The sequence below is a fragment of the Chroococcidiopsis sp. TS-821 genome (genome assembly GCF_002939305.1).
GTDB lineage: Bacteria > Cyanobacteriota > Cyanobacteriia > Cyanobacteriales > Chroococcidiopsidaceae > Chroogloeocystis.
This window is the reverse complement of sequence record NZ_MVDI01000005.1, coordinates 47,086-73,371: the sequence shown is the minus strand read 5'-3', so window position 1 is coordinate 73,371 and position 26,286 is coordinate 47,086. Positions and strand designations below refer to the sequence as shown.

Here is a 26,286-nt window from a genome sequence, read left to right as displayed (position 1 = left end):
AGGGTCGGAGATCAGAGGTCAGAGGTTAGGGCGAAACCAATGAAAGCAATGATTCTGAGCCTCGATATAACTTGCTATTTAGCAAGCTGATTAACTATCGCTTTGTGCGGTCTGGGGTAAAACATGATGAGGCGACGTTTCTTTTATTTCTTAACTGTTAGTGCTGTTGTACTGCTATTGACGGGTATCGGTGGCTGTTATTGGTTAGTACGCGGTAGTCCACTCACGTTGTTACAAGGTGGAACGCAAGCAACACCAGAAGCCGCAATCTTTGTGCCAAAGCAAGCACCTGTGATGATATCTATTTTAGTTAATCCCGACCGCTTGGAGAAATTGCGACAGGTTGTAGCCCGTCCGAAACAAAGGCGACAATCGCGTCAAGAAATTGACCAAATTAAAACCGCATTACTCGCAAACACCGGATTGGATTACCGACGGGATATTCAGCCTTGGCTAGGAGATGAAATCACCGTTGCAGTAACCACCAACGACTATGACCGCGATTCGTACAATGGTCAACAACCAGGATATCTCATGGCACTAGCAACTAAAGATGCAGAAAAAAGCCGCGAATTTTTACAGCTTGTCTTTGCCAAACAGGCGATAGCCCCAACAGATTTAGAGTTTGAAGACTACAAAGGCGTTCATCTTGTCTACCACAAAGCACGTCCGCAGGCAGAACCATCACTAAAATCGCCAAAGCGGATACTTTCAGGTGCAGTAATTGGCGATCGCTTTGTGCTACTGGCGAATCATCCAATGGTCATCAAAGACGCGATTAATAACGTGCAAGCACCGGATCTGAACCTTACAACATCGAGTCGTTACCAACAGGCTTTGGCGCAGTTACCTCATCGGCGACTGGGCTTAGCATTTTTGAATCTACCCAGTGTTGTTTCTTGGCAAAAACTCGAATCGGCGGCGCAATATGAAAGCCAAATTATCGCGTTAGAAGCAAACCGCAAAGGATTGTTAGCCGAAACAACACTCCTTGCTGCATCAACTCCAGAAGTAACTTCTACCCCAGAATTGACCGAACCTGTCGGTGCTTTACAATACATCCCCGCAACAAGCGGCTTGGCGATCGCCGGAACAAATTTGAGCAACTTAAACAATACCGCGCTAAGTCAACTTTGGACGCAAGTTACGCATATATCAACTTCTGGCTACGACGCGATTTCACGCTTGATTAACCAACCTCTAGCTAACCTGCAACAGCGCTGGGGTATCGATTTTGCGCAAGATATTTTTAGCTGGGTACAAGGCGAGTATGCCCTAGCTCTCTTACCACACAGCGATAGATTAACTGCAGATTGGGTTTTTGTCGCTGAAAAATCCGCAGCTACCGCCGAAGGAATTTCGCGCTTAGATGCGCTGGCGCGACAACGCGGCTATGACATTACAGTACTACCGCTCGCCGAACACAAAGTTACCGCTTGGACGCAGTTGACAACAGCCCCAATAAATCAAGCAAGTAACTCTGAAGAAGACGCAATTACAATTCGAGCCAAAGTTCTGGGCGTACGCGGAACAACCGATAAATACGAAATTTTGGCAACTTCGGTAGATGCGATGGATGCTGCGCTTAAAGCGTATCGCAATGGTTCATTACTCAACGATGCAAAATTTCAAGCAAGTATTGAAGCTATCCCGCAGCCAAATGCGGGTTATGTTTATCTTGATTGGATGGCGACTCAATCACTGCTAGAACGTCAGTTACCCGCACTCAAGCTTGTGGAAGTCATTGCCAAACCCTTATTTGACAATTTGCGATCGCTTACCGTTAGCAGTTACGGTAGCGAGCCTGGACTACTTAAAGGTGGTGCGTTCTTGCGGTTGAACGGGTAAATATATCGTCAAAGTTACAACCCATGCACGAAATCCCATAAATGGTGTGCCAGTTGTAATTTACTACATTGCGGAATTTCTACTTGTCGTCCTTGAGTATCTAAAAAGATTGCTTGGTTGAAGTTACTGCCAAAACCAGCATCAGTTCGATCAATGGGATTGGCAACGATCGCATCGAGTTTCTTTTGCGCTAATTTTTGTCGTGCAGGAGTGATAATATCTCCAGTTTGTGCAGCAAAACCAATGAGGCGTTGGTAGCTTTGTTTGCGACGTCCGAGTTCTGCCACAATATCGGGTACGGGTGCAAGTGGTAACTGTTGGGGAAGCGATCGCTTTGGTAATTTATCCTTACTATACTCGGCGGGCTTCACATCAGCGACTGCGGCGCACATCACCGTTAAATCAGCATCAGGGAAGTTTTCCAACATTGCTTGCTGCATTTGTTCGGCATTCACAACCGCGATCGCGCGCATTCCAGAAGGAACACTCCACTCTACTGCTGTGTGAACTAACGTGACGATCGCCCCACGATGGAGCGCTGCTTGCGCCAAAGCTAGCCCCATCTTCCCTGTGGAAGGATTACCAATAAACCGCACGGGGTCTAAGTACTCGCGCGTTCCCCCTGTACTAATTAAGACGCGTTTACCAAGTAAGTCGCGCTTACCTTGAGTATGAAGTAAAGATTGCACTCCTGTAACAATTTCGGTAGGCTCTGCCATGCGTCCTGCGCCGACGCGATCGCACGCCAGTAACCCGTAACCGGGTGCCAATGCATGAAACCTTGTATCTGTCAAGAGTTGTTGCCAATTGCGCTGCACAGCGACTTGTTGCCACATTTCGGTGTTCATCGCTGGTGCTAACAACACCGGACACTGCGAAGCCAAAACAGTATTTGTTAACAAATTGTCCGCAGTACCGTAGCTTAATTTAGAGAGCGTATTGGCTGTCAGCGGTGCAATAACAAACACATCCGCCCACTCACCGAGTTCAATATGCAGTGGACGTGGATGCGGTTGCCAAAAATCGGCATCTGTATATGCTGGGTGACGCGATAGCGTCGCAACCGTTAACGGCGTAATAAACTGCTGCGCTGAATCTGTCAGAATCACCCGCACCTGCATCCCAGCCTGAAACAGCGTGGAAATCACTTCACACACCTTATAAGCTGCAATTCCGCCGCCAATACCAATTAATATCTTTTGTTTCATGATATTTCGCAGCAGCAAAACTCCGCGTTGCTCAAGACGACGCAGGGAGATTTACTCGTCAAGAGAGTTGGTTCTGCGTCACCCCTCATCATACGGCTCCAAGTCCAACAAATGAATGTACGGTTCAACCAACTCCGGGCGCTGAAACGCGATCGCCCGCAACAAATGCCAGTCTTGTAAGCCGTCAAAGATATTTGTATAGTTATCTTGCTCTAGACGTGCTGCTAACTTTTCAACGTCTGTAGCGGTCATATTAGCAATATCCTGCTGGGACAAACTCAAAGTGTTCATCATTGCTTATGCCTCCCTAGAGCAATATCGACGACCCGTAGAAAAATTCAGTATTACTGAATAACTTTATTGATTTTACTCAGTTAATCTACGTAAGATATGTATTACATCAGTCGGGATCGTAGAAATTTCGTATTAGTTAATATTTGCTTTGGCGCGACATCACTTCTAAAACAAAATTACGTATCACTGGCAAAACTTCAGGTCGAATTTCGTGTGCCATATTAAACTCGTGATATTGCACCGCAATACCCAAAGAACGCAAACTCTGTTGCGCAGATACAGCCGCTTGTATCGGTACGACTGAATCTTGACGACCGTGGACTAGCAATACTGGCGGAGACGTTGTCTCAATTTCTGTGAGTGGATGCATATAACCACTTAAACCAATCAAACCTGCAAGTGGAAGCGTTAACCCCACATCTAAAGTCATCGCTGCACCTTGCGAAAATCCACTCAAAATCGTCCGCGACAATGGAACACCTATACTACTTTCTAGTGACTGCAACCACTCTTTTAGCAGTTGACGACTTTCGGCTAACCCTTGACCTTGATATTCATGCTCCAAGTTGTACCACATCCTACCTGTTGATACATAAGGATGCGGAAATGGCGCATTAGGAAACAAAAACTGATATTCAGGTAAGTTCAACAGTGGCGACAGCGATGCTAAATCTTGAGAATTTGCTCCCCAACCATGCAAAAAAACAATGATTCCCTTTGGTGGTTCTCCTGACGTTGGTGGAACTGAAATTACTTCTAAAGCCAGAACTTTGCTCCTTTTATTTAAACTCTTCTACATCATCCTATATAAATCTAAGTCGCTCGGTAAGCTTTTGGCGCCATCCCAGTTATATGGCGAAATTACTTACTCTAATGACTATGGCTAATAAAATACTCCCCGTTGCTACGCGGATTGGGGAGTTTACGTACAGAATACAACTGTGACTATCTAGCAAATTCGCGGTAGCTGTTCTCCACTTAACATATTGACGATGCGTTGAGCACCAATTTTACTTTTCATTGTGACAAAACCAGAAGTTGTGGTGTTAGTTACATTACTAATTATTTGGGCTGTTGCTCCTAAAGGATGCGATCGCATAATTTCTAATGCCTTTTGAGCATCAGATTGAGGCACAAATGCCACGAATCGTCCCTCATTTGCCACATAAAGCGGGTCAAAACCAAGAATTTCACGCGCACCCTGTACATCTTCACGTACAGCTAGACAACTTTCATCAATAGCGATTGTCACCCCAGCAGCCGTAGCAATTTCATTGAGAGCACTAGATAAACCTCCACGAGTGAGATATAGCAGCGATCGCTTGGGCATATTGCTGAACAACTTTGGCATCGCGGTATTCATCGATAAACTTCATACGTGCCATCTCTCGACAAACAACGGACTGCGAGCGATCGCAGCTTTAATCGCCATCGTAATGCCATTTTGCCAAGCTACTATGCGATTGTCTTGTTCTTGTGCGACTACATCTACAGCAGCTTTACCAAAAGCAATTGTCAGCAGTTGTTCGAGTACAGAGGAAATACCCACTACCTGCCAATCATAGTGTAAGCGTAGCGTGGCTAACAACGGCTCGAATCACTGCATTCACTCCAGGACAGTCGCTGCTACTTGTGACAATACCAATTTATTTTCGCCCCATAAATTTAACCCAAGTAATAATTAAGATGACTCGGATCGCGCCCATTCTGGTTTGTATGTTTGGATAGCTTGCATATACTGCGCTCGTTCAACAGCATTCTTCTCAGGGCAATTCTGCTGGCTCATACTACCTTGTAGTTGTTGCACTGAGACATACTCGTGTTCTGTCATCCATGAGTGTATTTCCTGCTCAATAACCCGTAAATGGTTAATGCCACGCTATAGCAATACAGAACAAAGCATTGTGATATTTGCCCCAGCCATTAATAGTTTGATTGCATCTTTGCCTGTGTGAATACCACTTGTTGCAGCTAAACTAGCTTGAATGCGACCGTAGAGAATGGCAATCCAGCGTAAAGGTAGCCGCATAGCCTATGGCGTACTCAAAATGACATTTGGTTCAACATTCAAAGTTTCGATGTTAATATCTGGTTGATAAAAACGGTTGAATAATACCAATGCATCAGCTCTTGCTTCATCCAATCGCTGTGCTATGTTCGCCATGTTTGTAAAAAAAAAGGACTCAGTTTAACCGCTACCGGAATTGTCACAGTTGCTTTGACCGTGCGGAGAATATCAATACAAGTCTGCTCAATTTGCTCCCCTGTGAGTTTGGCATCAGTCGGAACGTAGTATGTATTCAACTATAGTAGGAATTGACAGTTTCCCGTGCTTGAAAGTAAACATCAAGATTCTGGGCTGTGCCGCGCAATACTGGACGATCTGGAGAAAGCGCGCGTTGGCGATGAGCGCGGACTGCATCTTCGTCGATTAATGCCCGTAAATCATCTGCCGAGAGTAAGTTAATCTTGGCGATTTCATGAGAAGTGCGGAAACCATCAAAGTACTGTACGAAAGGAATGCGAGATTTGAGGGTAGCTGCTGTTGCAATCAGTGCCAGATCATGAGCTTCTTGTACTGATCCAGAACACAGCAAAGCAAAGCCAGAAGTGCGAGTCGCCATGACATCAGTGCGATCTCGCCAAAAATCGAGAATGCTTCAGCTACAAGCGATCGCGCTGCTACGTGTAATACTGTCGGCGTTAATTCCCCAGCAATCTTATACATATTAGGGAGCATCAACAATAATCCCTGCGATACTGTAAACGTCGTTGTCAGCGAACCTGTTTGTAAAGCACCATGTAAAACTCCCGCAACTCCTCCTTCATCATGCCTCTCAATAACAGCGGGAACTGTACCCCATAAGTTTGTCTTTTCCTCTGCTGTCTAAGCATCTGCCCATTCGCCCATTGGTGTGGAGGGAGTGATTGGGTAGATCGCAACGACTTCGTTCAAGCGATAAGCAACTTGAGCAACAGCTTCGTTACCATCTACCGTGGCAAAGTTATAATTCATGTTCCGCCTTGGACAATTCCTAAAATCTGCCAGCTAGTTAGCACTAGTTTACTCAAACTGTGCTGCTCTACCCTGAAATTAGGCTCAAAAGTTAAGGAACTCGTGATGCTCAGTGAGTAGCATATCAACTCAAGAACCTCACATTTTCCTCACACTCGCTTTCTAAGCTCAAAATAGAGTTCGCTGCTTAAGTAGCTAGCGTCACCACAACTTAAAACTTATTCAAAACCGTTTTAAAAATTCATTTCAGGAGAAACACGTATGGCTATTACTCTTTGGAAACCTTTTCGAGATCTGCAACGTTGGGAACCTTTCCAGGAAATCGAAAGTTTGCAACGCGAGATGAATCGTTTGTTTGAGCGCCTGATGCCGAATGGCGGTGATGGCGGTACATCTGGTATGACCCTTGTACCTTCGGCTGAAATGGTAGAAACGGCGGATGCAGTTCACTTAAAACTAGAAATTCCAGGAATGGAAGCTAAAGATTTGGATGTGCAAGTTACTGAAGATACTGTTTCTATCAAGGGTGAACGCAAGTCAGAAACTAAGACTGAAGAAAAAGGCATAGTACGTTCTGAATTTCACTACGGTAAATTTGAGCGGGTGATTCCTTTGCCTACTCACATTCAAACTGACAAAGTACAAGCTGAGTATAAAAATGGCATTCTCGCGCTAACTTTGCCAAAACCTGATTCAGAAAAGCAGAAATTTGTCAAGGTTAATGTGGGTCAACAATAGCGACTAAAAGCTGTCTTCCTACTTACTAGGAGAAAGATTATGCTCAATATCGTGCGTCGCAGTCAAATTGTTGGGTTAACGGCGTTTGATAGTTCTCTGGCTGCGCCTTTCATTCAGGTGAAAGAAGTATGGCTAGACGAAACGGGACAGATCGCTTATTTATCAAATGGTAGGGAATATTTACCCCTAGAACAAGTTTCCAGTGTAGGAACCGAGGCGATCGCCACTTATGGTCATCTTACAGTGGATGCACCTGCGAATCTGCGTCGTCTCCATCAGCTTGCCGTACAATCAACTCAGGGAGAAACACTAGGATGGATAGAAGATTTTCTCTTTGATTGGCAGACTGGAGAGATTGTCGCCTACATTCTAGGTGGAGAAATTACGCTTCCTTTGGGTAGCACAGCAGTACTATATCCCGAAGATGTGCAAATTACTGCTAGCAAGGCGATCGTCCGCACCGACGTCCAAGACAAACTCAAAAGCGAATCTGAAGGCTTGCAAGGTTTGTTAAGCGAGAAGTCGCAGCAGGTAAGAAAGTTAGTTCAGATTATGAGCGATCGCCTCCACAATTTGATTACTCCGCACGATCGCCCTGAAGTTGTGCGCGTCAAGATTAAGACAGTCAGCGACGAATTGGCATCTCACGAACGCGATCGCCACGCACTAAAAGAAGCAACTGAGTTCTTACACGAGCAATGGCACCACTTGCAGCAAAGCATCAGTCGGGCAGGCAGTCGCACCAAAGCAGCGCTTGATTCTGCTTGGAGACAATTAACTGGCAAAGCCTAATGGCAGTTTTGCACAAACAGCAAATCCTAAATTAGCAAAGGCGATTGCTTAACAACTCCACCAGATATCACAAGATCATACCATTTTACTGTAAAGCCCCTCTGCTTCCTCTGCTCCTGAAGCTGCCTATTTGTAGCAACTTCAAAGTGAAACGGTATAAGTACGTGTCTGAGTATTTTCTAGCAGGAGAAGTTGCCGTGCGGCTACTAGAGTCGGCACGCCTAAAAGGAGGTGAGAACAATGACAATAACGACACGATTCCGAAATCGCACTGTCGCAGGACAACTACTTGCACTTCGACTCAAAAACTACAGCGATCGCTCTGATGTTTTAGTGTTGGGGCTTCCTCGTGGTGGAGTGCCTGTTGCTTATGAAGTAGCAAAAGCCTTGAATGCGCCTTTAGATATTTGCTTAGTTCGCAAGCTGGGTGTACCAGGTCACAAAGAACTAGCAATGGGTGCAATTGGTTCAAATGGCGTACGGGTGTTGAACTACGATGTGGTAAGTTGGTTGGGCATCTCTAGCAAAACGATTGACGAAGTTGCCGCTAGAGAACTGCGAGAATTACAGCGCCGCGATCGCGCTTATCGAGGCGATCGCCCCTTACCATCTGCCACAAATAAAATTATCATTCTCGTGGATGATGGATTAGCAACTGGGGCAACCATGCGCGCTGCTGTTGCCGTCACCAAGCAACAACAACCCCAGTCAATTATTGTTGCAATTCCTGTTGCATCGCGAGCAGCCTGCGATGAATTGAAAGCTGAGGTAGACAAGGTAGTCAGCGTAGCCACTCCAGAACCGTTTTATTCCATAGGGCTTTGGTATGAAGATTTCTCGCAAACAACTGATGAAGAAGTACGTCACTTACTAGAACAGTCAACTCGTGACTACACAGCACCATTGCGATAACAACAATGCGCAGCAATTGAGAGTTAGACAGAATAAAGCCATGGAAAAGATATTGAACAGTCAAAACTTAGTCTCAGTCACTGCCGACTCAGTACAACTACAAGGCAATCTCGCACTTCCGGCAAATGCTCAAGGAATTGTACTATTTGCTCACGGTAGTGGTAGTAGCCGCTTTAGTCCGCGAAATCGTTATGTTGCTGAGGTGTTGCAACAAGCAGGATTCGCAACTTTATTACTTGACTTGCTAACCCCAGAAGAAGAGACAATTGATCTGCGAACGAGGCATCTACGCTTCGACATTGCACTTTTAGCAAAACGGTTGGTAGGTGCAACAGACTGGTTAGCGCAATCTACTACGAAATTACCAATTGGTTACTTTGGTGCGAGTACAGGTAGTGCTGCTGCTTTATTAGCTGCAACCAAACGTCCAAATGTTGTTAAGGCGATCGTTTCTCGTAGCGGACGACCTGATTTAGCTGGTTCAGTGCTGTCTTGTGTCCAAGCGCCAACACTCTTAATTGTTGGCGGAGATGACTTTCCAGTGATTGGCATGAATCAGGATGCATTTGCCCAACTTCATACGGAAAAACAATTAAAGATTGTTCCTGGTGCAAGCCACCTATTTGAAGAACCAGGAACACTCGAAGAAGTAGCACGGTTGGCGAGTCAGTGGTTTCAGCGCTATCTCACTTTTTCTGACAACAGTTCAGATTATGTTGGTTAATAGTCAATAGCTCAATTAACCATCAACTTCGACTTGATTCTTTTGCCATGCTCGCAACTTTCTCACATCTTTACATTATTCTCATAAATAACATCAGATCAACATATTAATTAAATGAGTGGGTGAAGAGAAATGTGACTCTAAGGCTATTAATGGTTGATTGTTAATAGTTAATGGCTGAATAATCAACTATTAACCATGAACTAGCATAAAACGTGCGAGCAATAATTACGCCTACTTAACTTAAATCAAGGATTGCTTTTACAATCTTTAACAAACCATGTATAATTGTCCTTGCTGTTCCGATCAACTTTTGCGACATATTCACAATCATGAAATTTATTTTTTTTGCCGTACTTGCTGGCAAAAAATGCCAGTACTGAGTGAAGAATTTAGTTTATACCCGAAAAAGGCTGTTAGATTATCTACATTGCTTCACTAGCCAAAACTAAAGAAACGCCAGCTATTGCAACATACGAAATAAAGAAAATAATATACGCACATTATTAATTAGCGTTTGATAGCAAGCTTAATCTTCCTCCCATTTCTCCTTGCTCAGTAGATCTATAATGCGATCTCTGAGCAAAAAATCATTTTCTTCTAGCTCAAGTTCTACACAAACCCAGTCACGCCCAGGAATGTATTTGCACAAAGCATAAATTGGCTGTTGACGGTCAACCAGTCCTTTTTCGACGAGTTGACGAGCTTCATCTTTAATTGCAGCAATATCGTATTTAACTGTGGTAGCCATGATACACTCCTTCTTTTAGAAAATCAAATAGATTGAGCTATTGGCAACTAGTTCTATATATTTACATCCTTATTTTAATCCTAAAATTTCTATCTTTAGTAAGTATTTATTTAAAGTAATAAATAACATTAAAAAATAGTAGGATGAATTGACATTATAAGCGAATTAAATACCTTTTATAGCTACAAATATTAATTATTTTAAACTATCTATAAGTTTTAAAGTTATAATTTATTTCAAATGGAATAAAGTCATTTGCAGAAATGGTAACTATTACGAGTAGGCAGTCAAAAAGTGATACAATGGGCTTATAGTAAAGCATTTTAATATGAGTAGCAAAGTTGAGTAAATAATAACTAAAAATAATAAAATTTTTGAAGATTTGTTCAAGAAAAGAGCAGAAAGGCTTACTTGATGTACAAAAGTTAGCTCTGCATTTAGATAAAATCGCTAGTTTAAATAAAGACAAAATGATGCATTCTGCTTCTTCTGCAAAAGTCCGAAGAAAAACGCAGTTAATACCAACACACCCCAGTGGTGACACGCGGTTTAAGGTGCTAAATGTTACAATCAAACGCTATCAATATCAGCAAGATGCTTTGATTGAAATTCTGCACAAAGCGCAGGAATTGTTTGGTTATCTAGAGAATGACCTTTTTGGGCAACGGTTGTCAAAGCAAAAGGAGAACGCAAGTATGTTATCTGTAATGCAGACAAAGGCGATCCTGGTGCATTTATGGATCGCAGCATTTTAGAAAGCGATCCGCATCGAGTGTTAGAAGGAATGGCGATCGCAGCTTATGCTATTGGAGCTAATCAAGGGTATATTTATATACGGGCTGAATATCCTACTGCGATCGCGCGTTTGCAACTTGCAATTCGCCAAGCTAAACGCTTAGGTTTACTAGGTAGTCAAATTTTCGAGTCTCCATTTGATTTTAAAATCGATATCCGCATTGGTGCAGGTGCTTATGTCTGCGGTGAAGAAACTGCATTAATGGCATCAATTGAAGGTCAACGCGGTACTCCTCATCCTCGTCCACCTTATCCGACTGAGTCTGGTTTGTGGAGATATCCTACTTTACTTAATAATGTAGAAACCTTCGCTAATATTACACGGATTATTCGTAACGGTGCTGACTGGTTTGCCAGTATTGGTACAGAAAAAAGCAAAGGAACTAAAGTCTTCGCTTTAGCAGGAAAAATCCGCAATACTGGTTTAATTGAAGTCCCGATGGAACATTGCGACAAATAGTTGAAGACATGGGCGGTGGCGTACCGGATAGCAGTTCTGCTAAAGCTGTGCAAACAGGTGGATCTTCAGGAGGATGTATCCCAGCATTAGCTTTTGACACTCCTGTAGACTACGAATCGCTGATTGAATTAGGTTCAATTATGGGTTCCGGCAGTATGATTGTCATGGATCAAAGTACCAATATGGTCGATGTTGCCCGCTTTTTCATGGAATTTTGCATGGATGAGTCTTGCGGTAAGTGCATTCCCTGTCGCGTTGGTACTGTACAGTTACATCGTCTGTTAACTAAAATTCGTCAAGGCGAAGCATCACTAGCTGATTTGGAACTCTTAGAAGAACTGCGTGACATGGTGAAGTTTACCAGTTTATGCGGTCTTGGTCAGTCTGCACCAAATCCTGTTTTCAGTACTTTACGTTATTTCCGCGACGAGTATTTAGCGTTAATTAATAGCACTCAATAGACTTCCTGCATGAATGATGGGTGAATCGCACTCTTCCTACGACTTCTTTCAGGACTATCCAGGCAAAGTGTACCTTTGTAACACAAAACTTTTAGCAGTAAGACCACAGAGGTGGACTTTGTTTATTTAAGTGCGAATTTATTCGCAAGCGCATTCTGTGATTCATCTTTTTGATTCTCCTCACAAAATCTTCAATTTTCTTACTTAGGATGAGCATGAAGTGTAAAAGAGTTCGTCGATTGACAACTACAAACCACTATATATGAGTTACAAAAAAATTTTGATTACCCGTCATGGTGGTTCAGAAGTTTTACAACTAAGTGAAGCTGAATTACCAGAACCTAAAGATGATGAAGTTCGGGTGCGAATTCTAGCGACGACAGTTGCTTTTACTGATATTCTTATTCGCGAGGGGTTGTATCCAGGTGTACCGCAAACACCGTTTTCGCCTGGTTATGCGATCGCTGGTGTTGTAGACAAGCTAGGCTTGGGAGTATCTACTCTTGAACTAGGACAGCGAATTGTTGCGCTCACAATTGTCGGTGGTTACAGTGAGTTTTTGTGTTTGCCCGCAACAGAATTAGTACTTATACCAGACGCAGTTGATGCTGTTGAAGCGGTTTGCTTGGTACTGCAATATGTGAGTGCTTATCAACTATTACATCGCATTGCTAAAGTTAAGCCCAAAGAACGCATTCTCATTCACGGTGCAGCAGGAGGAGTCGGTACAGCACTATTAGAATTAGGTAAGCTGGCAAATTTGGAGATGTATGGAACAGCTTCAAAACCAAAACATGAACTTGTTGCAAGTTTAGGGGGAGTTCCAATTGATTACAAACAAGAAGATTTTGTTAAACAAATTTATAATTTGACAGGTGATGGCGTAGACGTTGTTTTCGATGCAATTGGTGGCAGTCACTTGTTTAGTTCGTACAAGGCACTACGCAACAAAGGACGATTGATTAATTACGGTTTTTCATCAGCTTTAACTACCAAGCACAATCGAAAAGTGAAGCTAGCTGCAAGTTTTCTTTTATTATCGTTGTTGCAGTTGTTACCAGATAGTCACCCAGTAGTTTTTTACAGTATTGCTGATAGTAAAAAGCGGCATTCAGACTGGTTTCGAGAAGATTTAACCACACTTTTAGACTTACTTGCACGTAAGCAAATTCAACCGATTATCGCCGAGCGCCTACCGCTAGAAAAAGCAGCTGATGCTCACAAATTACTAGAAACTTCCGCTGTCAGTGGTCAGCTAGTTTTGATGTGCAGCAATTGAGTTCATTATATAATGCCTAACTCAAATCAATCCTTTAATTAGTTTATACCGAACACTTATTAACTTTAAAAATTGTAGAAACTCTAACAACATAAAGGACACCTCAATGCAACAAAAACTCCTTAATCGACTGGTTTGGATAGTGGTATCTGCTCTGATCACCATTCTCATCTCAGTAACTGTTTCAGCACAAACCGATATTAATATCAATGACAGAAATCTGATTCGGGTTGCAAATCACGTACGCGAAATTTTGTGACAATTTCTATACGCGAGGTATCAATTTCCATCGCTTCAGCAGCAACTTGTTGAAAAAACTGTAGCTGTGGTTAAATCTGCAAATAGCGATCTTCCCCTGCAGCGCGATACGCCGCCGGTAGCCCCGCAGGTGTAATCAAAATATCGCCTTCACTGTAAACTCCAACATAATGGCGATCGCGTGTCTCTTCCAAGCTTCTGGTTTGTCGATTCCACCTGGTGATTCCTGAAATTCTTCAACAATCAGCAGTTTCCAACCCAATGCTTGACTTGAAATAATCGGTGCGGTATGAAATAGTAACTTTCGCAGGATTCGCAAAATAATTTTAGAGTAAATTTTGATGGTCGCGTAAGATAAGATCTAACTGTATCAATACCTACCTAAAGTCCATCATTCCTGACAGTCAACAAATGACTATATCGGAAATATCATCTCTTTAGAGATGAAACTTTAAATCCACTCGACTTGAAGAAGTAGTTAAGTCGTTATTAGTCTAAGTTTGTATCATATACATAGCAGATGTCAGAGTTAAAAGCTAAAAAACTATTTTTCCCTTGAGGAAGTTTTCAAGGCAGCTGCGTGCGTGGGATTCCTTTATATATGCAAACTTTAGATAATGTTTCTGAGCTTTTGTACTGTCTTAATAGTTTCCTTTGAATTGCTATAAAATATTTCTTAAAACTTCACAAAAAAAATAGGATTCTGCTTGTATTTTGCTAGGGTTTAAGATAATATAGTAATTGTATTTTTTTAACTACATAGCGTTGTAGTTGAAGCACCGAGGACAATTGTCCTCGGTGTTGCTTTTCAAATAATTTTACGATAAATTTTTAAAGTAAGGAAATAGCGCATTAATAACCTTTAAAAGGGTTAACATAAAGTTGAGTTTGTGATTCGACACCAACTTCCAGCTGACAATCGGATTGTGGATAAGCAATGCAAAGTAAAACATACCCTATGTCTTTGTGTGATGGCTTTAATGCTAAAGCTTTTGACTGATTAACTTTTCCGGCAACCAAGCGGGCAGCACAGGTAATACAAGCCCCGTAACGGCAACCTACAGGTAAGCGTAATCCTGTGGCTTCAATTGCATCTAAAATGTACTGATTTTCTGCAACTTCAACAACAAAGCGATCGCGGTTAATAAGTTCAATTCGATAAGTTTTCATAAAATTCGTTAATATTTATTTGCTCACAAATTTTGATCGTTCTCAGACACGCACGTTTTGAAATATCGTTTGACAGTAACATGACAAAATAACAAGCTATAATTGCTGCGATCGCAGGAACTTTTGTTACGAAAGATAACTTGCGCACCCAGACATTTAAAACCTTTTAAAACTAACTTATCGGTTTCATATCCTGTTCTTAACACTGCTTTAGTATTTTTATCTGCATAATTCTACATGTGAAAGCATGAGCAGGTTAAATAGCCTCAGGGCGATCGCCACCAACCAACTTTGTTTGCTAAAGCAAGCGCTAGAAAGACTATTGCGGTTTGGAAGAGCAAAGTTATTTCAGCGATTTATTCTCATTGTATTGACTGTATTTATCCTAGCAGTCTTTGCTCACTCAACTACTGCAAGAACTACAACAGACAGGTTAAAGCAACCCAAGATAATTGTCATTTCAATCGATGGTGCCATGCCATCAACAGTTGACCGCTACTTATCTACTGGCGTTCTAAAATCAGACCGAGGCATAGGACGACTCAAGCGACGAGGAGTTTCAGCTAAACAGAATATCACAGTCACCCCATCACTTACTGCTCCGGCTCATATTGCCATAGGCACGGGTTCAACAGCTGTGAGCAACAATATCAACGCTAATAATTTTCACTTAGTTGTCAGCCCATTTGCACAAAATATTAGTGGCTTTGCTGCTCCCATTGGCGGTTACTCAATAGGTAGAGATGGACCTGTTAACGATCGTGCTCAAACTGCTGAGTCATTGTGGGTTGCTTTACGCAATCAAGGTAAAAAAGTCGTTGCAGCAACGTTTCCTGGTGCAGATGGCATAGATGTTACCATTCCTGGCATTGACAATAGCCCAATTTTGCAACCTGCTCGCGATCGCACCGTAGACTATACAGTACCTTACGGGACATTTGGTGGTGTCGGAGCCAGAGGCTTTAGCTTAACAGCAGCAGATTTTAGCTTAGCCCCCAGTAGCACAATCGAACAACTAAAAGCCGCCGCGAAAGTTTCCTATAGCCCAATTTTGCAAAAAACGACTTCCCTAGAGAGTTTTACCACTGGGGGAGTTGACTATACAATTCAAGTTGCCGCACTTGACACGACGGATGATAAAACAGTCAACTACGATACTTTGGTCTTCTTTGACCAAAACCAGGGTATTCAACCTGGACCTTTTAATTTACCATCCACAGGTCCTGCATATATTCGTGCCAGCGATCGCACATCTCGTCGATTTTACCTAGAAGGTAACGAGAATAAAGCAGGAACGAGTTTCTATGTCACCAAGCTAGCCCCCGATCTATCCCAAGTGCGGTTTGCTCGCTATTCTGTCAACTATATTCCTCGTAACCCAGCAGTTTTAGCAGATGTAGATGATATCAATAATAATGTCGGGTTTTGGATTTCTGAAGCAGACTTTCGCATTCCGCAGCAAATTAGCCCTGGATTTACTGATTTTCCTGAAATAGAACGCGAAGCCATTTATCAAGACCAAGTCCGCACCTTTGTCGATTATCAAACTCGGATAGCTTTGCGAGCAATCAGCCAGAACCCTGATGCAGATTTAGTCCTCACCTATATTCAGCAACCCGATGGTGCTTGGCATCAGTTTTTATTGACAGATCCGCGTCAACCATCTGATATTAGCGATCCAAACTCAATCGGTAATAATCAAGACCAAGAAAAGATTAAGCGGTATCAAAGCTACTTGCAAAGAGCTTATCAAGCTGCTGATGATGCTGTTGAGCGAATTATTCAAGCTGTTGGTACAGATCGCTTTGGTAGACCTAGAAGTAATATTATTTTACTTTCCGACCACGGGTTTGAAACTTTTCATACCGCAGTAAGTATCAACAATTTTCTGAGTAGCAGAGGCTTTGATAATACTAAAGTACGTGCTGTTTCCTCTGGTCCTGCGGTAAACATTTATATTAACTTACAAGGTAGAGAACCAGATGGTATTGTCACACCGCAAGAATATGTCACTTTGCAGCGGCAGATTGTCCAAGCTTTAGGAGAATTAGTAGACACTAATCCCAACTACACGCGCGGTCAAACCCAACCTGTTTTTGCTCAGATTTACAGTCGTCCTGTTCCTAACGATCCTAACGACCCTAGGTTTGGTCTAGACACTAATGAGTTTATCGGTCAGGATTATGGCGATGTGTTTGCAATTCTGAGTGTTGGCTACAACTTCGATGGCACTCAAAATCCTGTAGTGCAACGTTTAGGAGATGTAACAACTGAGAATCCTGTATTGTCAGTTCCAAGTTTTTATGGCGCACATGGTTATGATTCAACTTTGCCTTCGATGAGTGCAATTCTATATGCTGCAGGTCCGAATATTGGTCGAGGCACGATCCGTCAAGTACGCAATATTGATATTGCACCTACTATTAATCGGCTTTTAAGGGTGAGGTCTGCACCAACTGTCCAAGGTAAAGCACTTAATTTGGGTAGATTACCAAGATATCGGCGCTGATTGACTCGCATTTGCAAGAGAAGATCGAGAGGAAACTTTTGTTCGCGAGATTAGAGGGTGGCACATACTCAATCAGCAACATTTTGTATAGCCATTAATACGACAGCCTTTCTACAGCAAGCTGTGAAAAATTATGTAGCTAAAACGTCAAAGTGACATTCAAGGGGCAGAATTGCGGTTACAGTATCATTAGCAAAATAGGAAATAATATTTATTGCAAAGTTGAGTATTCATCGAGGTTGTTTTCTGCAAACAAATGCTTTAATTTTAAAGCTGAGTTTTAGTTGATGGCGAAAAGATTAGGGTTTTAAATGTATATAGATACACCATAAAAAGATGATAATTGCAAACTTTGTATTGACTCAATTTTACACAGTACAAAAAGTCCAATAATTTGAGAAAAGTGCGTTGGCACCTATTGCGATTGAGTACTCTCACTGCGAGGGCAATATAATTATTCTTTGTCACTCGTGAAAGCTAACGAACAACAAACACTCAGATAAATATATTTAGTAGAAAGCAATTTCGTGTATAAAAATTGTTATTTCTTTTATAGAAGGAGTATAATTTGAGAAAACGCCAGCAGAGACAAAAAAGCAGTTCAAACTTTATATTTATCCGAGTATTCTGACCTTTAAGCTTATTAATTAGTTTATTTTTCTACTCGTGGTTGGTTGAGCCAAACTGGATTGCTATTAATCGCTTGCAATTAACTTTACCGCATTTAGCTGCCGAATTTGAGCAATACCGGATTGTCCAAATTAGCGATATTCACGTAGATAAATGGACGAATGAAGAGCGTTTGAACCGTATTTTCCGCTTACTGTGGCAGTCTTGGGTAATCACGATCGCGGGGCAGACTCGCAACTGGCATTATTAACCTCGATAATACTGTTTACAGATTATTGTGTTTACCTTACAAAAGTAATAGCAGAGGTCAGCCAGGGCTAAAAGCTACCACAGGTAAAAAAGTGCAGCTACTAACAGCAGAATCCAACGACTCAAACAAGCATACCGTATCGCCGTTCTTCTCAAGCTGATGAGAAAACTAGCTCAAAGTTGCCAGAGTTAAAGTTGCAAGATATCTATCAATACTTGTGAGTAGATGCATTGAGTTTTGGGCTAAGTGCTAGCAGGTTAATCAACTCGTAAGTTACGGTAGCTGCGGCAAGTGAAGTCAACTCGGCATGGTCGTAGGCAGGAGCGACTTCGACAATATCTGCTGAAATCACCGAAAGTCCCGCAAGCCCTCGTAATACGCCTAATAGTTCGCGGCTTGTCATGCCAGCTATTTCAGGTGTTCCTGTGCCTGGAGCATGGGCAGGATCGAGGACATCAATATCAATCGATAAATAGAGAGGATAATCGCCAACGCGATCGCGAATTCGCTCAACAACGCCTGAAATCCCGATTGTTTCAAACTCATCGCAATGCACAATGCGAAAACCTAGTTCAGCATCTTTGCTCAAGTCGTTGCGGCTATAAAGTGGACCGCGAATGCCAACGTGCATCGATGCGGTATCTAAAAATAGCCCTGCTTCAGCCGCGCGGCGAAAAGGCGTACCATGCGTGTAAGGCGCACCAAAGTAAGTATCCCAGGTATCTAGATGCGCGTCAAAATGGACGAGTGCCACAGGTCCGTAGCGGTGATTGATTGCTTTGAGTAACGGAAAGGCGATCGTGTGATCTCCACCCAAGCTAATAATCGCACCTACTTGCTCTAACAGTGCAGTTGCAGCCGTCTCAATTTGTTGTATGGCATCGTTAATATTGTATGGATTGCAAGCAATATCTCCTGCATCTGCCACTTGTTGAACTTTAAACGGCTCAACATCATAAACAGGATGATACTGCGTGCGCAGATTTCTGGACGCTTGACGAATTGCGTGCGGTCCAAACCGAGCGCCAGGACGAAAACTTGTACCCGCATCAAAAGGAATACCGACGATCGCTACATCACAGTGCGGTACATCACGCAGTTCGGGTAATCGCGCAAACGTTGAAGCTCCCGCGTAGCGAGGCAAGATAGTACCGCTGATCGGTTGAATCGGAGTAAAATCAGATTGCATGAGCAGAAGTCAAAAGTCAGGATTAAAGACGAGATTAGCGTGGCGCAGTTTTATTTACCGCGAAATGTTTAGCACCAAATTCTTGTTGAATAGCAACTGCAATACCAGTCGCAATGTGATTTGCCATAAGTTTGCCTTTTTCGGCACTCGCAGATTTGGCTGATGAAAGAACGCCTGATGGATGAACCCAATCTGAACGTTGGGGAAAAACATCATAACTCGGAAATTCGTGCAGGGGCACATCTGGAATGCGATCGAGGCGCACTAAGTTTGCATGGTAATGTGCCATTAATGACGTTTCAATCACAGCCGCGTGTTCGAGTGCAAATCCTGGAAAGCCGTCGGGAAATACTTGGTCTAATATATCGCTCGTAAGAAAATCCCAATACTCTAGCCGCATCACCCGCAACGGGGAAGAACTACCCACATCGCGGATTGCTAGCTCAATTCCTTCAGTAAGAAACCATTGATTCTCATAGTGTCCATTTACTAAAACAAGTTGGTTTGCACCTTGACGCGCGAGTTCGCGCACCACGTCGCGAATCGATTGGCTCAGGCTATTGCCATCTAAGCTAGTCGTTCCAGGGAAGCACTGTCCACCACCCGATTTCGGTTGAGATTTGTAGCCATAACTAAATGTTGGTGCAACGATGCCATTAATTTGTTCTGCTACGCTCTGTGCAACAGATGTACTCAGCAATGCATCAGTCCCTAATGGTAAATGTGGACCATGCTGTTCTAACGCGCCGCAAGGAATCAGAACGATCGCATTTTCCTCTTGAAGACGCTGTTGATATTCAATCCAACTCAATGAACCCATCATTAATGGATGCATTTCACGCAAAATCCTTAATTATGACTCAATCTTCAACGGCATTGAACAAGCAACGACACGCGCCAATCGAAATAGTATCGAATTATGTCTGCATTGCAGATTGATGCCGTCTCCTTCAGGATAGACGCACTCAATACCTAGAATATGTAATCCTTGATACTTTATTCAATTTATTTTGCTAAATACATAATTTATTTGCAATTAAGACTTGATAAATAGTAATTGATTCTCTAGTTTTAACTAATCAAGTAAACTTGCGTATACATAATTGCGATATTCTTAAAATAGAAAAACTTTGAATACATATTCAGATTTCTTGACATTTCTCAATTCTCCTGTGCTCGTTAACTCAGCACATACTTATACTCAGCCTTCAGGAGTTTCATGACAACTTGAGATTCATAACGGATAATGCCTGGAATCTGGTGTAACTTGGCGTAGAATGCCAACATTTCGCTATGCGCGCCAAAACTGACATCAATCACGATGTTGTGATGTCCAGCCGTTACAGCGACAAACTGAACTTCTTCAATCTCAACAAGTGCTGCGGCGACAGCATCGATTTTGCTGTTCTCGACAAAAAGCTGAACAATGACAATGTGCGGTGTACCGAGATGCTCTGGATTAGGAGAAGCATGAATTTTGATAATTTTAGATTGCAAAAGGCGTTGCACTCGATAACGCGCCGTAGCTTCTGGAAGATTCAGTTTCTTAGCAACTTCGGTAAAAGACATTCGTCCGTCAACTTTTAGCAGACCAATGATTTCGCGGTCAAGATTGTCCAGCATAATGGGTGCGCCGGTGCCTATGTGCGGTTGATTCATGGCGTTTTTCAAAAAAGCACAACTATTCGCTAAAAAATTGCTATTTCAGCAAAATTGTAAGCATTAGTTGCTATTGTATTACAAAGCACTTTTTGAAGTTACTATTTTCTTTAACGTAGAACACAAGCTTTCAGTTGTTAGCATTTTTCAATCAAAAGTACAGCTATAACTCGAAATCGTTTCGCTGAAAACGACAGCAATGGTCAATCAGGACATGATGGATGGTCAATTCCGCTGTCTTGAAACCCCCAACGGACTGACTCAACTAGCTTTCAATTTTGACCTCTTTTAGATAGCTATCAACATAAAACATTGAGGACATAATCAATGCTGAGTGATACCCTAATTGACGATCCGATTTTATATAACGCATGGCACGTAGTTGCGCTAGCCGACGATCTTAAAGCTAATCGACCCTTGCAAGTTCATCTACTTGGAAATGCGATCGCCCTTTGGCGGACTGACGAAAAAATCGTTGCTTGTCAAGACCGCTGTCCGCATCGCGGTGTATCACTGTCAATGGGTTGGATCGAGTGCAACAAGGCGATCGTGTGTCCTTATCACGCGATGTCATTTGATGCAGATGGACATTGTACCCGCATTCCAGCAGATTTAAAAATTACTTCTTTTCCGCAAACTGCTAACATTCGCACCTATCACGTTAAAGAAAAATATGGCTTTATTTGGGTAGCTTTGGGCGAACCTGAGCAAGATATTCCTACATTTGCAGAGTGGGAGCAAACAGATGCGATCGCATTTCAGTGTGGACCTTACTTTATTAACGCTAGTGCGCCTCGTATTGTCGAAAACTTTGTTGATATTGCGCACTTTCCCTTTACGCATCGAGGTTTTCTCGGCGATCCAGAATTTCCAGAAGTCCCAAATTACACGTTAGCTGTTGATGCAGACAGTATTAGCGCTAGTGATATTCACTTTTATCAGCCTAATCCAGAAGGTACTGGAGAAGCTAAGTCAGTTTCTTACGTTTATAAAATTGTCCGACCTTTGGTAGCTTGTTTTCGCAAAGGCGACGATACAAAATATTTCTCTATTTTCTTGACAGTAACACCTGTTGAGGAAACTCGAAGTGTTGCTTGGCTAGGTGTTTCTAGAAACTACGCACCAGAAATGTCCAACGATGAATTGCGCCGCTTTCAAGACGATGTCATGGCGCAGGATATACCAATGGTAGAGTCACAACGTCCGCAGAAACTGCCACTCAATTTACAACAAGAATTCCATTTTCCCTGCGACAAAATGTCGATTGCTTACCGCAAGTGGTTAAAGCAAATCAATCTGCAATTTGGTACTTGCTAGCCAACACTTTTTAAACTTTTTTGAGTTTTGCTGAGCAGTTGTTATGAATTATAGAATTCGACGCGCAAACTACTGGCTGCGATTCGGTATTTTAGTTGCGATCGCACTTTTCACCTTCACCATCGCGGTTGCTTGTTCGCCTTCATCGAGTCAAGTTTCTGGAGGAACGCAAGAAATCACCGTTGCAACTGAAGATGATTATCCTCCCTACGATTTTCTCCAAAATGGCAAACACGTCGGTTACAACCAAGAACTTTTAGAGTTAGTGACAAGAGATGCACCTTTTACAGTCAAGCAAGAAATTTTACCATTTCAAGGAATTTTGACTGGAATTGCTGCTAATAGATACGATGCGACAAATGCAGCGATCGCCATACTAGAAGAACGCTTAACAGCTATCGATTTCACAATGCCAATCACCGATATTACTAACTACCTAATTAAACGACGTGGAGACTCGATCAACTCAATTGCTGACTTAGCAGGTAAGACAGTCGGCGTACAACAAGGGAGTATTACTGCCAAAATTATTGCCGAAGTAGTCAATCCTCAACTTAAAGCACAAGGAAAAGCAGCAGCAAGAACAACTGAATATGGCGCTTTTGCCGAAGCTTATCAAGACTTAGAAAACAAACGAGTTGATGCAGTTCTGAATAATTTAGTTGCACTGACTCAAGTGATGAAAGCCAAGCCCAATGTATTTGAGGTAGTCCAAGAACCCGTAGGCGATAAAGTTTATGCAGCATGGGCAGTGCGAAAAGGTAGACAAGATATCTTGCAAGTTTTCAATGACGGACTTGCTAAAGCTAAAGCAGATGGCACGCTCAAACAATTACAACAAAAGTGGCTGGGAGTGACTTTTGATCTACCCAATGAACCTAGACTTCCTGGCGATCGACCAATCCCTACCTCGTAATCTTGCTCTGTACCTTTGTGGTTTTTAAGAAGGTGAAAAAATGGGAGATTTAGAATATTTGTTCTACGGATTGGTAATTACCTGCATCACTTCTTTAATGGGCGTTATCATCGGAATTCCTTTGGGCTTAGCTGTCGCTTTAGGGAGAGTTAAAAAGATTCCTATTGTAAGTCAACTATTAACACTATACGTCAGCTTCATCCGCAGTTTACCACTCGTTCTTCTAGTTCTTTGGCTATATTTTGGCATACCCTTTTTAGGTATCAATTTAGACGCATTTGTCGCCGGTAGCATTGCCCTAGCAATTAATCATTCTGCCTTTATTAGTGAGATTTGGCGCTCAGCCATCCTTAACTTCTCAGTGGAACAAGTTGAAGCAGCAAAAGCTTTTGGAATGACCCAAAATCAAGCATTCGTTCGCATCATCTTACCACAGGTGTGGCGGGCTAGTTTGCCAGCGATCGCTAATGAAATTACATTCATTGTCAAAGCGAGTCCAGCGGTAGGCGTAATCGGAATTAATGATTTAACTCGCCGTGCTAGTCAGTTAGCTGCCAGTAATTTTCAGCCTTTAACGATGACTGCGATCGCCATGCTGTTTTATATCCTTCTTTTGTTTGGCTTTACTCGTTTAACTCGCACAATCGATTATCGAATGCATCAGAGGTATGAATTAATATGAGCATTCAATTTAATGTGATTTTTGATAATCTTCCTCGGTTTCTTGAAGGCTTATGGAATACAATTTGGCTCTGCACTGCTGGTATGGCTTTATCATTACTGCTTGGTATTCTCTTATTAATTCCATTAATTTCGCACTCTCAAATTGCTCGTACTTCAGTACAAAGCTTTGTCGATGCAGCAAGAGCCGTTCCTTTTTTGATGCTGGCGTATGTTATCTATTATGGTCTGCCTTCATTAGGAATAACACTAGACAATTGGACGACTGCTGTTGTGACAATTGTTGTCTATAACACAGCTTACATAGCGGAAATTTTACGTTCTGCTTGGGCAAGTTTACCCTTTGGACAAATTGAAGCAGGACGTGCTTATGGGTTTACAGGTTGGCAACTAATAAGACGCATTATTTTGCCCCAAATCTTGTTGTTCTCTGTACCTGTATTAGGTAATCAATTTATTCAAATCATTAAAGATTCTGCGTTTCTCTCTATTATCACAATTCAAGAATTAACTTTTGTAGCAAGGTCAATTCAATCGACTTATTATGTTCCATTTGAGTCATTTTTTGTCGCCGCAGTGCTGTATTGGTTGTTATGTTTAACGGTTGAACTATGTGTAAGTAAAGTTGAAACCTTTAGGAGTATTTATGCTAGATAGCCGAGTCGAAACACAAATAATACCTGCGGTGGAACTACTGCATTTGCGCAAAAGTTTTGGTCAACTTGAGGTATTACATGATATCAATTTACGGATTTTACCAGGAGAAACCGTTTGTTTATTGGGTCCTAGTGGTTCGGGAAAATCGACTTTACTACGTTGCATCAACTGGTTAGAAACTCCTAACTCTGGAGAGATTTATATTCATGGCACGCAGATGGGGCGCAAAACAAGTCGCGGGAAAGATACTCTCATGACCGAAGCAGAACTTGCCAAGATGCGAACTCGTGTCAGCATGGTTTTTCAACATTTTAACCTTTGGCCGCACATGACTGTTCTAGAAAATATCACGGAAGCCCCGATTCACGTTCAGAAGCGTTCTAAAGCTGACGCGATCGCCCAAGCCGAACAACTACTCATCAAAGTTGGGCTACTCGACAAAAAGAATGTTTATCCGGCGCGACTATCAGGGGGACAAAAGCAGCGAGTCGCGATCGCGCGGGCGCTAGCTATGAAGTCAGAAGTGATTTTATTCGATGAACCAACAAGTGCGCTCGATCCGGAGTTAGTTGGTGAAGTTCTGTCTGTCATGAAGACGCTTGCACAAGAAGGAATGACAATGCTTATCGCGACCCATGAAATGCAGTTTGCAAAAGAAGTTGCCGATCGCATCGTGTTTATGGACGCAGGTAGAATTATTGAGACGGCTGAACCACACAGTTTCTTTAACCAGCCTAAAACGGCTCGAACGAAACAATTCTTAGAGCGATTTTCCTAGCGTTATTTGCAACAGGCAGATGACTAACGCATAATTGGACTGCCATGATGTTGAACTAAGTACCATTCTTGAGCCATCTTCTGAAAGATATTCGTTGCGAGTGACGATGCTTTTACCTTTCTACCTCGGTTCGATTGCAAAACAATTTCTCGAACGACAACATAGGCGATCGCGTAGTCAACTTCTACTTTAATAATTTCTGTTTCGATTTCTAAGAGATCAGTATGGCGAAAGATCGATTCCCAAGAGGATCGAATCGTTTCCCATCCAATCAGAATATTACCACCAGGATGGATACACAAACTGGTTGCACCTTGCCACCACAAACGGCTCATACTAGTGATGTCTCGATTAGCGAAAGCACGATAAAAAGCTTCGTTAACCGCTAAAATTGCTTCTTTATCAGATGAATCAGTCATAAGATAATTTGAAATTAAATTTGGTCGATTAGTGATGATAATAATGGTGGCTAGTGAATAGTAAATAATCGCAAAGAAAGATTATTTAACTAAAGACGATTTAACAACTAAGTTCATCTTTTGATTGCAGATAGTAAGGAATGGCTTGTCGCTGAAAATTAATCATGAGTAGGCTTATCAGGTTGTGATGAATTACAATACATCAAGCTTCAAAGTTTGTGGTTCTCCCATCCACAATGCATAATCAGTATGGTCTTTTAAATCGTTTCCAGTTAAAGGATGAATCAAGATTGTTAAACCATTTCGATTCAGCGCTAGCCACGATAGTAAATCTGAATACTGATTGCGATCGAAAGCTAGCTGACAACTCCAACTTGGGTGCGGTCCAACTTGCCTGTGGTGCATCCGACCAACAGTTACTGAAAATAGCTTACCAGCTGCTTCACATAAAGCTTGGGCTTGTTCAACCGTTGATTCATCGAAGTACACGTGGGCATGATAACCCTTGATCAAACTGATGTCTTGAAATTCCATCGTCCATTGTTAGATGATTGTGCTGAGAAATGAATTAGACA

Annotated in this window: 24 protein-coding genes and 6 pseudogenes; 15 read left to right on the top strand and 15 right to left on the bottom strand. The window is 42.3% G+C overall.

The annotated features are described in order from the left end of the window. Positions 1-123: 123 nt before the first annotated feature. Positions 124-1,848 carry a DUF3352 domain-containing protein gene (locus tag B1A85_RS14570; RefSeq protein WP_104547636.1) on the top strand — a complete coding sequence of 575 codons (1,725 nt, stop codon included), beginning with the start codon at positions 124-126 and terminating at the stop codon, positions 1,846-1,848. A 14-nt stretch (positions 1,849-1,862) separates the two neighbouring features. On the opposite strand, the gene coaBC is transcribed toward B1A85_RS14570, so the two are convergent. From coaBC to B1A85_RS26165, 7 genes and pseudogenes are all read right to left on the bottom strand, one after another. Further along, positions 1,863-3,056, bottom strand: coding sequence for a bifunctional phosphopantothenoylcysteine decarboxylase/phosphopantothenate--cysteine ligase CoaBC (coaBC, locus tag B1A85_RS14565; RefSeq protein ID WP_104547635.1), 1,194 nt, complete (start codon positions 3,054-3,056; stop codon positions 1,863-1,865). Between the two features lie 78 nt (positions 3,057-3,134). After that, positions 3,135-3,347 carry a DUF2555 domain-containing protein gene (locus B1A85_RS14560; protein ID WP_104547789.1) on the bottom strand — a complete coding sequence of 71 codons (213 nt, stop codon included), beginning with the start codon at positions 3,345-3,347 and terminating at the stop codon, positions 3,135-3,137. A 139-nt stretch (positions 3,348-3,486) separates the two neighbouring features. Further along, positions 3,487-4,116, bottom strand: coding sequence for an alpha/beta hydrolase (locus tag B1A85_RS14555; RefSeq protein WP_104547634.1), 630 nt, complete (start codon positions 4,114-4,116; stop codon positions 3,487-3,489). A 183-nt stretch (positions 4,117-4,299) separates the two neighbouring features. Further along, positions 4,300-4,656, bottom strand: a pseudogene (locus B1A85_RS14545) (AIR synthase-related protein); the annotation flags it as partial. A 210-nt stretch (positions 4,657-4,866) separates the two neighbouring features. Continuing rightward, positions 4,867-4,996: pseudogene (locus B1A85_RS26175) on the bottom strand (6-phosphofructokinase); the annotation flags it as partial. Between the two features lie 35 nt (positions 4,997-5,031). Continuing rightward, positions 5,032-5,654 (bottom strand): annotated as a pseudogene (locus B1A85_RS26170) (dihydroorotate dehydrogenase-like protein); the annotation flags it as partial. A 2-nt stretch (positions 5,655-5,656) separates the two neighbouring features. Then, positions 5,657-6,366 (bottom strand): annotated as a pseudogene (locus B1A85_RS26165) (pyruvate:ferredoxin (flavodoxin) oxidoreductase); the annotation flags it as partial. A gap of 261 nt (positions 6,367-6,627) precedes the next feature. On the opposite strand from B1A85_RS26165, the gene B1A85_RS14525 reads away from it, so the two are divergent. From B1A85_RS14525 to B1A85_RS25230, 4 genes are all read left to right on the top strand, one after another. Further along, positions 6,628-7,104, top strand: coding sequence for an Hsp20/alpha crystallin family protein (locus tag B1A85_RS14525; protein ID WP_104547631.1), 477 nt, complete (start codon positions 6,628-6,630; stop codon positions 7,102-7,104). 39 nt (positions 7,105-7,143) lie between these two features. Then, complete coding sequence (locus B1A85_RS14520; RefSeq protein ID WP_104547630.1) at positions 7,144-7,896, top strand: PRC-barrel domain-containing protein; 753 nt, start codon at positions 7,144-7,146, stop codon at positions 7,894-7,896. A 240-nt stretch (positions 7,897-8,136) separates the two neighbouring features. After that, complete coding sequence (locus tag B1A85_RS25235; RefSeq protein WP_246841428.1) at positions 8,137-8,808, top strand: phosphoribosyltransferase; 672 nt, start codon at positions 8,137-8,139, stop codon at positions 8,806-8,808. Between the two features lie 40 nt (positions 8,809-8,848). Then, entirely contained in the window at positions 8,849-9,532 is a 684-nt protein-coding gene (locus tag B1A85_RS25230; protein ID WP_104547629.1) for a dienelactone hydrolase family protein, read from the top strand. A 529-nt stretch (positions 9,533-10,061) separates the two neighbouring features. Here the strand turns inward: B1A85_RS25230 and B1A85_RS14505 are convergent. After that, positions 10,062-10,283, bottom strand: a complete 222-nt coding sequence (locus B1A85_RS14505) for a DUF4327 family protein (protein WP_104547628.1) — start codon at positions 10,281-10,283, stop codon at positions 10,062-10,064. A 473-nt stretch (positions 10,284-10,756) separates the two neighbouring features. On the opposite strand from B1A85_RS14505, the pseudogene B1A85_RS26160 reads away from it, so the two are divergent. From B1A85_RS26160 to B1A85_RS14490, 3 genes and pseudogenes are all read left to right on the top strand, one after another. Next, positions 10,757-10,939, top strand: a pseudogene (locus tag B1A85_RS26160) (NAD(P)H-dependent oxidoreductase subunit E); the annotation flags it as partial. Between the two features lie 2 nt (positions 10,940-10,941). Beyond that, a pseudogene (locus B1A85_RS26155) lies at positions 10,942-11,999 on the top strand (NADH-quinone oxidoreductase subunit F); the annotation flags it as partial. A gap of 262 nt (positions 12,000-12,261) precedes the next feature. Next, positions 12,262-13,278, top strand: a complete 1,017-nt coding sequence (locus B1A85_RS14490; protein ID WP_104547627.1) for a medium chain dehydrogenase/reductase family protein — start codon at positions 12,262-12,264, stop codon at positions 13,276-13,278. Between the two features lie 394 nt (positions 13,279-13,672). On the opposite strand, the gene B1A85_RS23950 is transcribed toward B1A85_RS14490, so the two are convergent. Beyond that, a complete protein-coding gene (locus B1A85_RS23950; protein WP_168192408.1) occupies positions 13,673-13,855 on the bottom strand; it encodes a hypothetical protein in 183 nt (60 codons plus the stop codon). A 533-nt stretch (positions 13,856-14,388) separates the two neighbouring features. Continuing rightward, on the bottom strand, positions 14,389-14,706 hold the full coding sequence (locus B1A85_RS14485; protein ID WP_104547626.1) for a 2Fe-2S iron-sulfur cluster-binding protein: 318 nt from the start codon (positions 14,704-14,706) through the stop codon (positions 14,389-14,391). Positions 14,707-14,953: 247 nt separating this feature from the next. Between B1A85_RS14485 and B1A85_RS14480 the strand changes: the two genes are divergently transcribed. Both B1A85_RS14480 and B1A85_RS14475 read left to right on the top strand, forming a co-directional pair. Then, positions 14,954-17,215, top strand: a complete 2,262-nt coding sequence (locus B1A85_RS14480; protein WP_104547625.1) for an alkaline phosphatase family protein — start codon at positions 14,954-14,956, stop codon at positions 17,213-17,215. 670 nt (positions 17,216-17,885) lie between these two features. Then, positions 17,886-18,095 (top strand): hypothetical protein, encoded by a 210-nt coding sequence (locus tag B1A85_RS14475; protein ID WP_104547624.1) that lies wholly within the window; start codon positions 17,886-17,888, stop codon positions 18,093-18,095. 208 nt (positions 18,096-18,303) lie between these two features. Here the strand turns inward: B1A85_RS14475 and speB are convergent, their stop codons facing one another. The 3 genes from speB to B1A85_RS14460 all read right to left on the bottom strand — a co-directional run bounded on the left by speB (position 18,304) and on the right by B1A85_RS14460 (position 20,943). After that, positions 18,304-19,284, bottom strand: a complete 981-nt coding sequence (gene speB, locus B1A85_RS14470) for an agmatinase (protein ID WP_104547623.1) — start codon at positions 19,282-19,284, stop codon at positions 18,304-18,306. 34 nt (positions 19,285-19,318) lie between these two features. After that, entirely contained in the window at positions 19,319-20,119 is an 801-nt protein-coding gene (locus B1A85_RS14465) for a creatininase (protein WP_104547622.1), read from the bottom strand. A gap of 344 nt (positions 20,120-20,463) precedes the next feature. After that, positions 20,464-20,943, bottom strand: coding sequence for an Lrp/AsnC family transcriptional regulator (locus B1A85_RS14460; protein WP_104547621.1), 480 nt, complete (start codon positions 20,941-20,943; stop codon positions 20,464-20,466). Positions 20,944-21,270: 327 nt separating this feature from the next. On the opposite strand from B1A85_RS14460, the gene B1A85_RS14455 reads away from it, so the two are divergent. The 5 genes from B1A85_RS14455 to B1A85_RS14435 are packed head-to-tail and all read left to right on the top strand — an operon-like array spanning position 21,271 to position 25,292. Further along, positions 21,271-22,260, top strand: a complete 990-nt coding sequence (locus B1A85_RS14455) for an aromatic ring-hydroxylating dioxygenase subunit alpha (RefSeq protein ID WP_104547620.1) — start codon at positions 21,271-21,273, stop codon at positions 22,258-22,260. Between the two features lie 43 nt (positions 22,261-22,303). Then, on the top strand, positions 22,304-23,176 hold the full coding sequence (locus tag B1A85_RS14450; RefSeq protein ID WP_104547619.1) for a transporter substrate-binding domain-containing protein: 873 nt from the start codon (positions 22,304-22,306) through the stop codon (positions 23,174-23,176). A gap of 40 nt (positions 23,177-23,216) precedes the next feature. Continuing rightward, positions 23,217-23,858, top strand: coding sequence for an amino acid ABC transporter permease (locus B1A85_RS14445; protein ID WP_104547618.1), 642 nt, complete (start codon positions 23,217-23,219; stop codon positions 23,856-23,858). Then, positions 23,855-24,514 (top strand): amino acid ABC transporter permease, encoded by a 660-nt coding sequence (locus tag B1A85_RS14440; RefSeq protein WP_104547617.1) that lies wholly within the window; start codon positions 23,855-23,857, stop codon positions 24,512-24,514. Before B1A85_RS14445 ends, B1A85_RS14440 begins: the two co-directional genes overlap by 4 nt. Further along, positions 24,504-25,292, top strand: coding sequence for an amino acid ABC transporter ATP-binding protein (locus B1A85_RS14435; protein WP_104547616.1), 789 nt, complete (start codon positions 24,504-24,506; stop codon positions 25,290-25,292). Before B1A85_RS14440 ends, B1A85_RS14435 begins: the two co-directional genes overlap by 11 nt. 23 nt (positions 25,293-25,315) lie before the next feature. On the opposite strand, the gene B1A85_RS14430 is transcribed toward B1A85_RS14435, so the two are convergent. Together B1A85_RS14430 and B1A85_RS14425 are read right to left on the bottom strand one after the other, a co-directional pair. Continuing rightward, positions 25,316-25,711, bottom strand: a complete 396-nt coding sequence (locus tag B1A85_RS14430) for a nuclear transport factor 2 family protein (protein WP_104547615.1) — start codon at positions 25,709-25,711, stop codon at positions 25,316-25,318. Between the two features lie 192 nt (positions 25,712-25,903). Beyond that, on the bottom strand, positions 25,904-26,245 hold the full coding sequence (locus B1A85_RS14425; RefSeq protein WP_104547614.1) for a DOPA 4,5-dioxygenase family protein: 342 nt from the start codon (positions 26,243-26,245) through the stop codon (positions 25,904-25,906). Positions 26,246-26,286 lie beyond the last annotated feature (41 nt).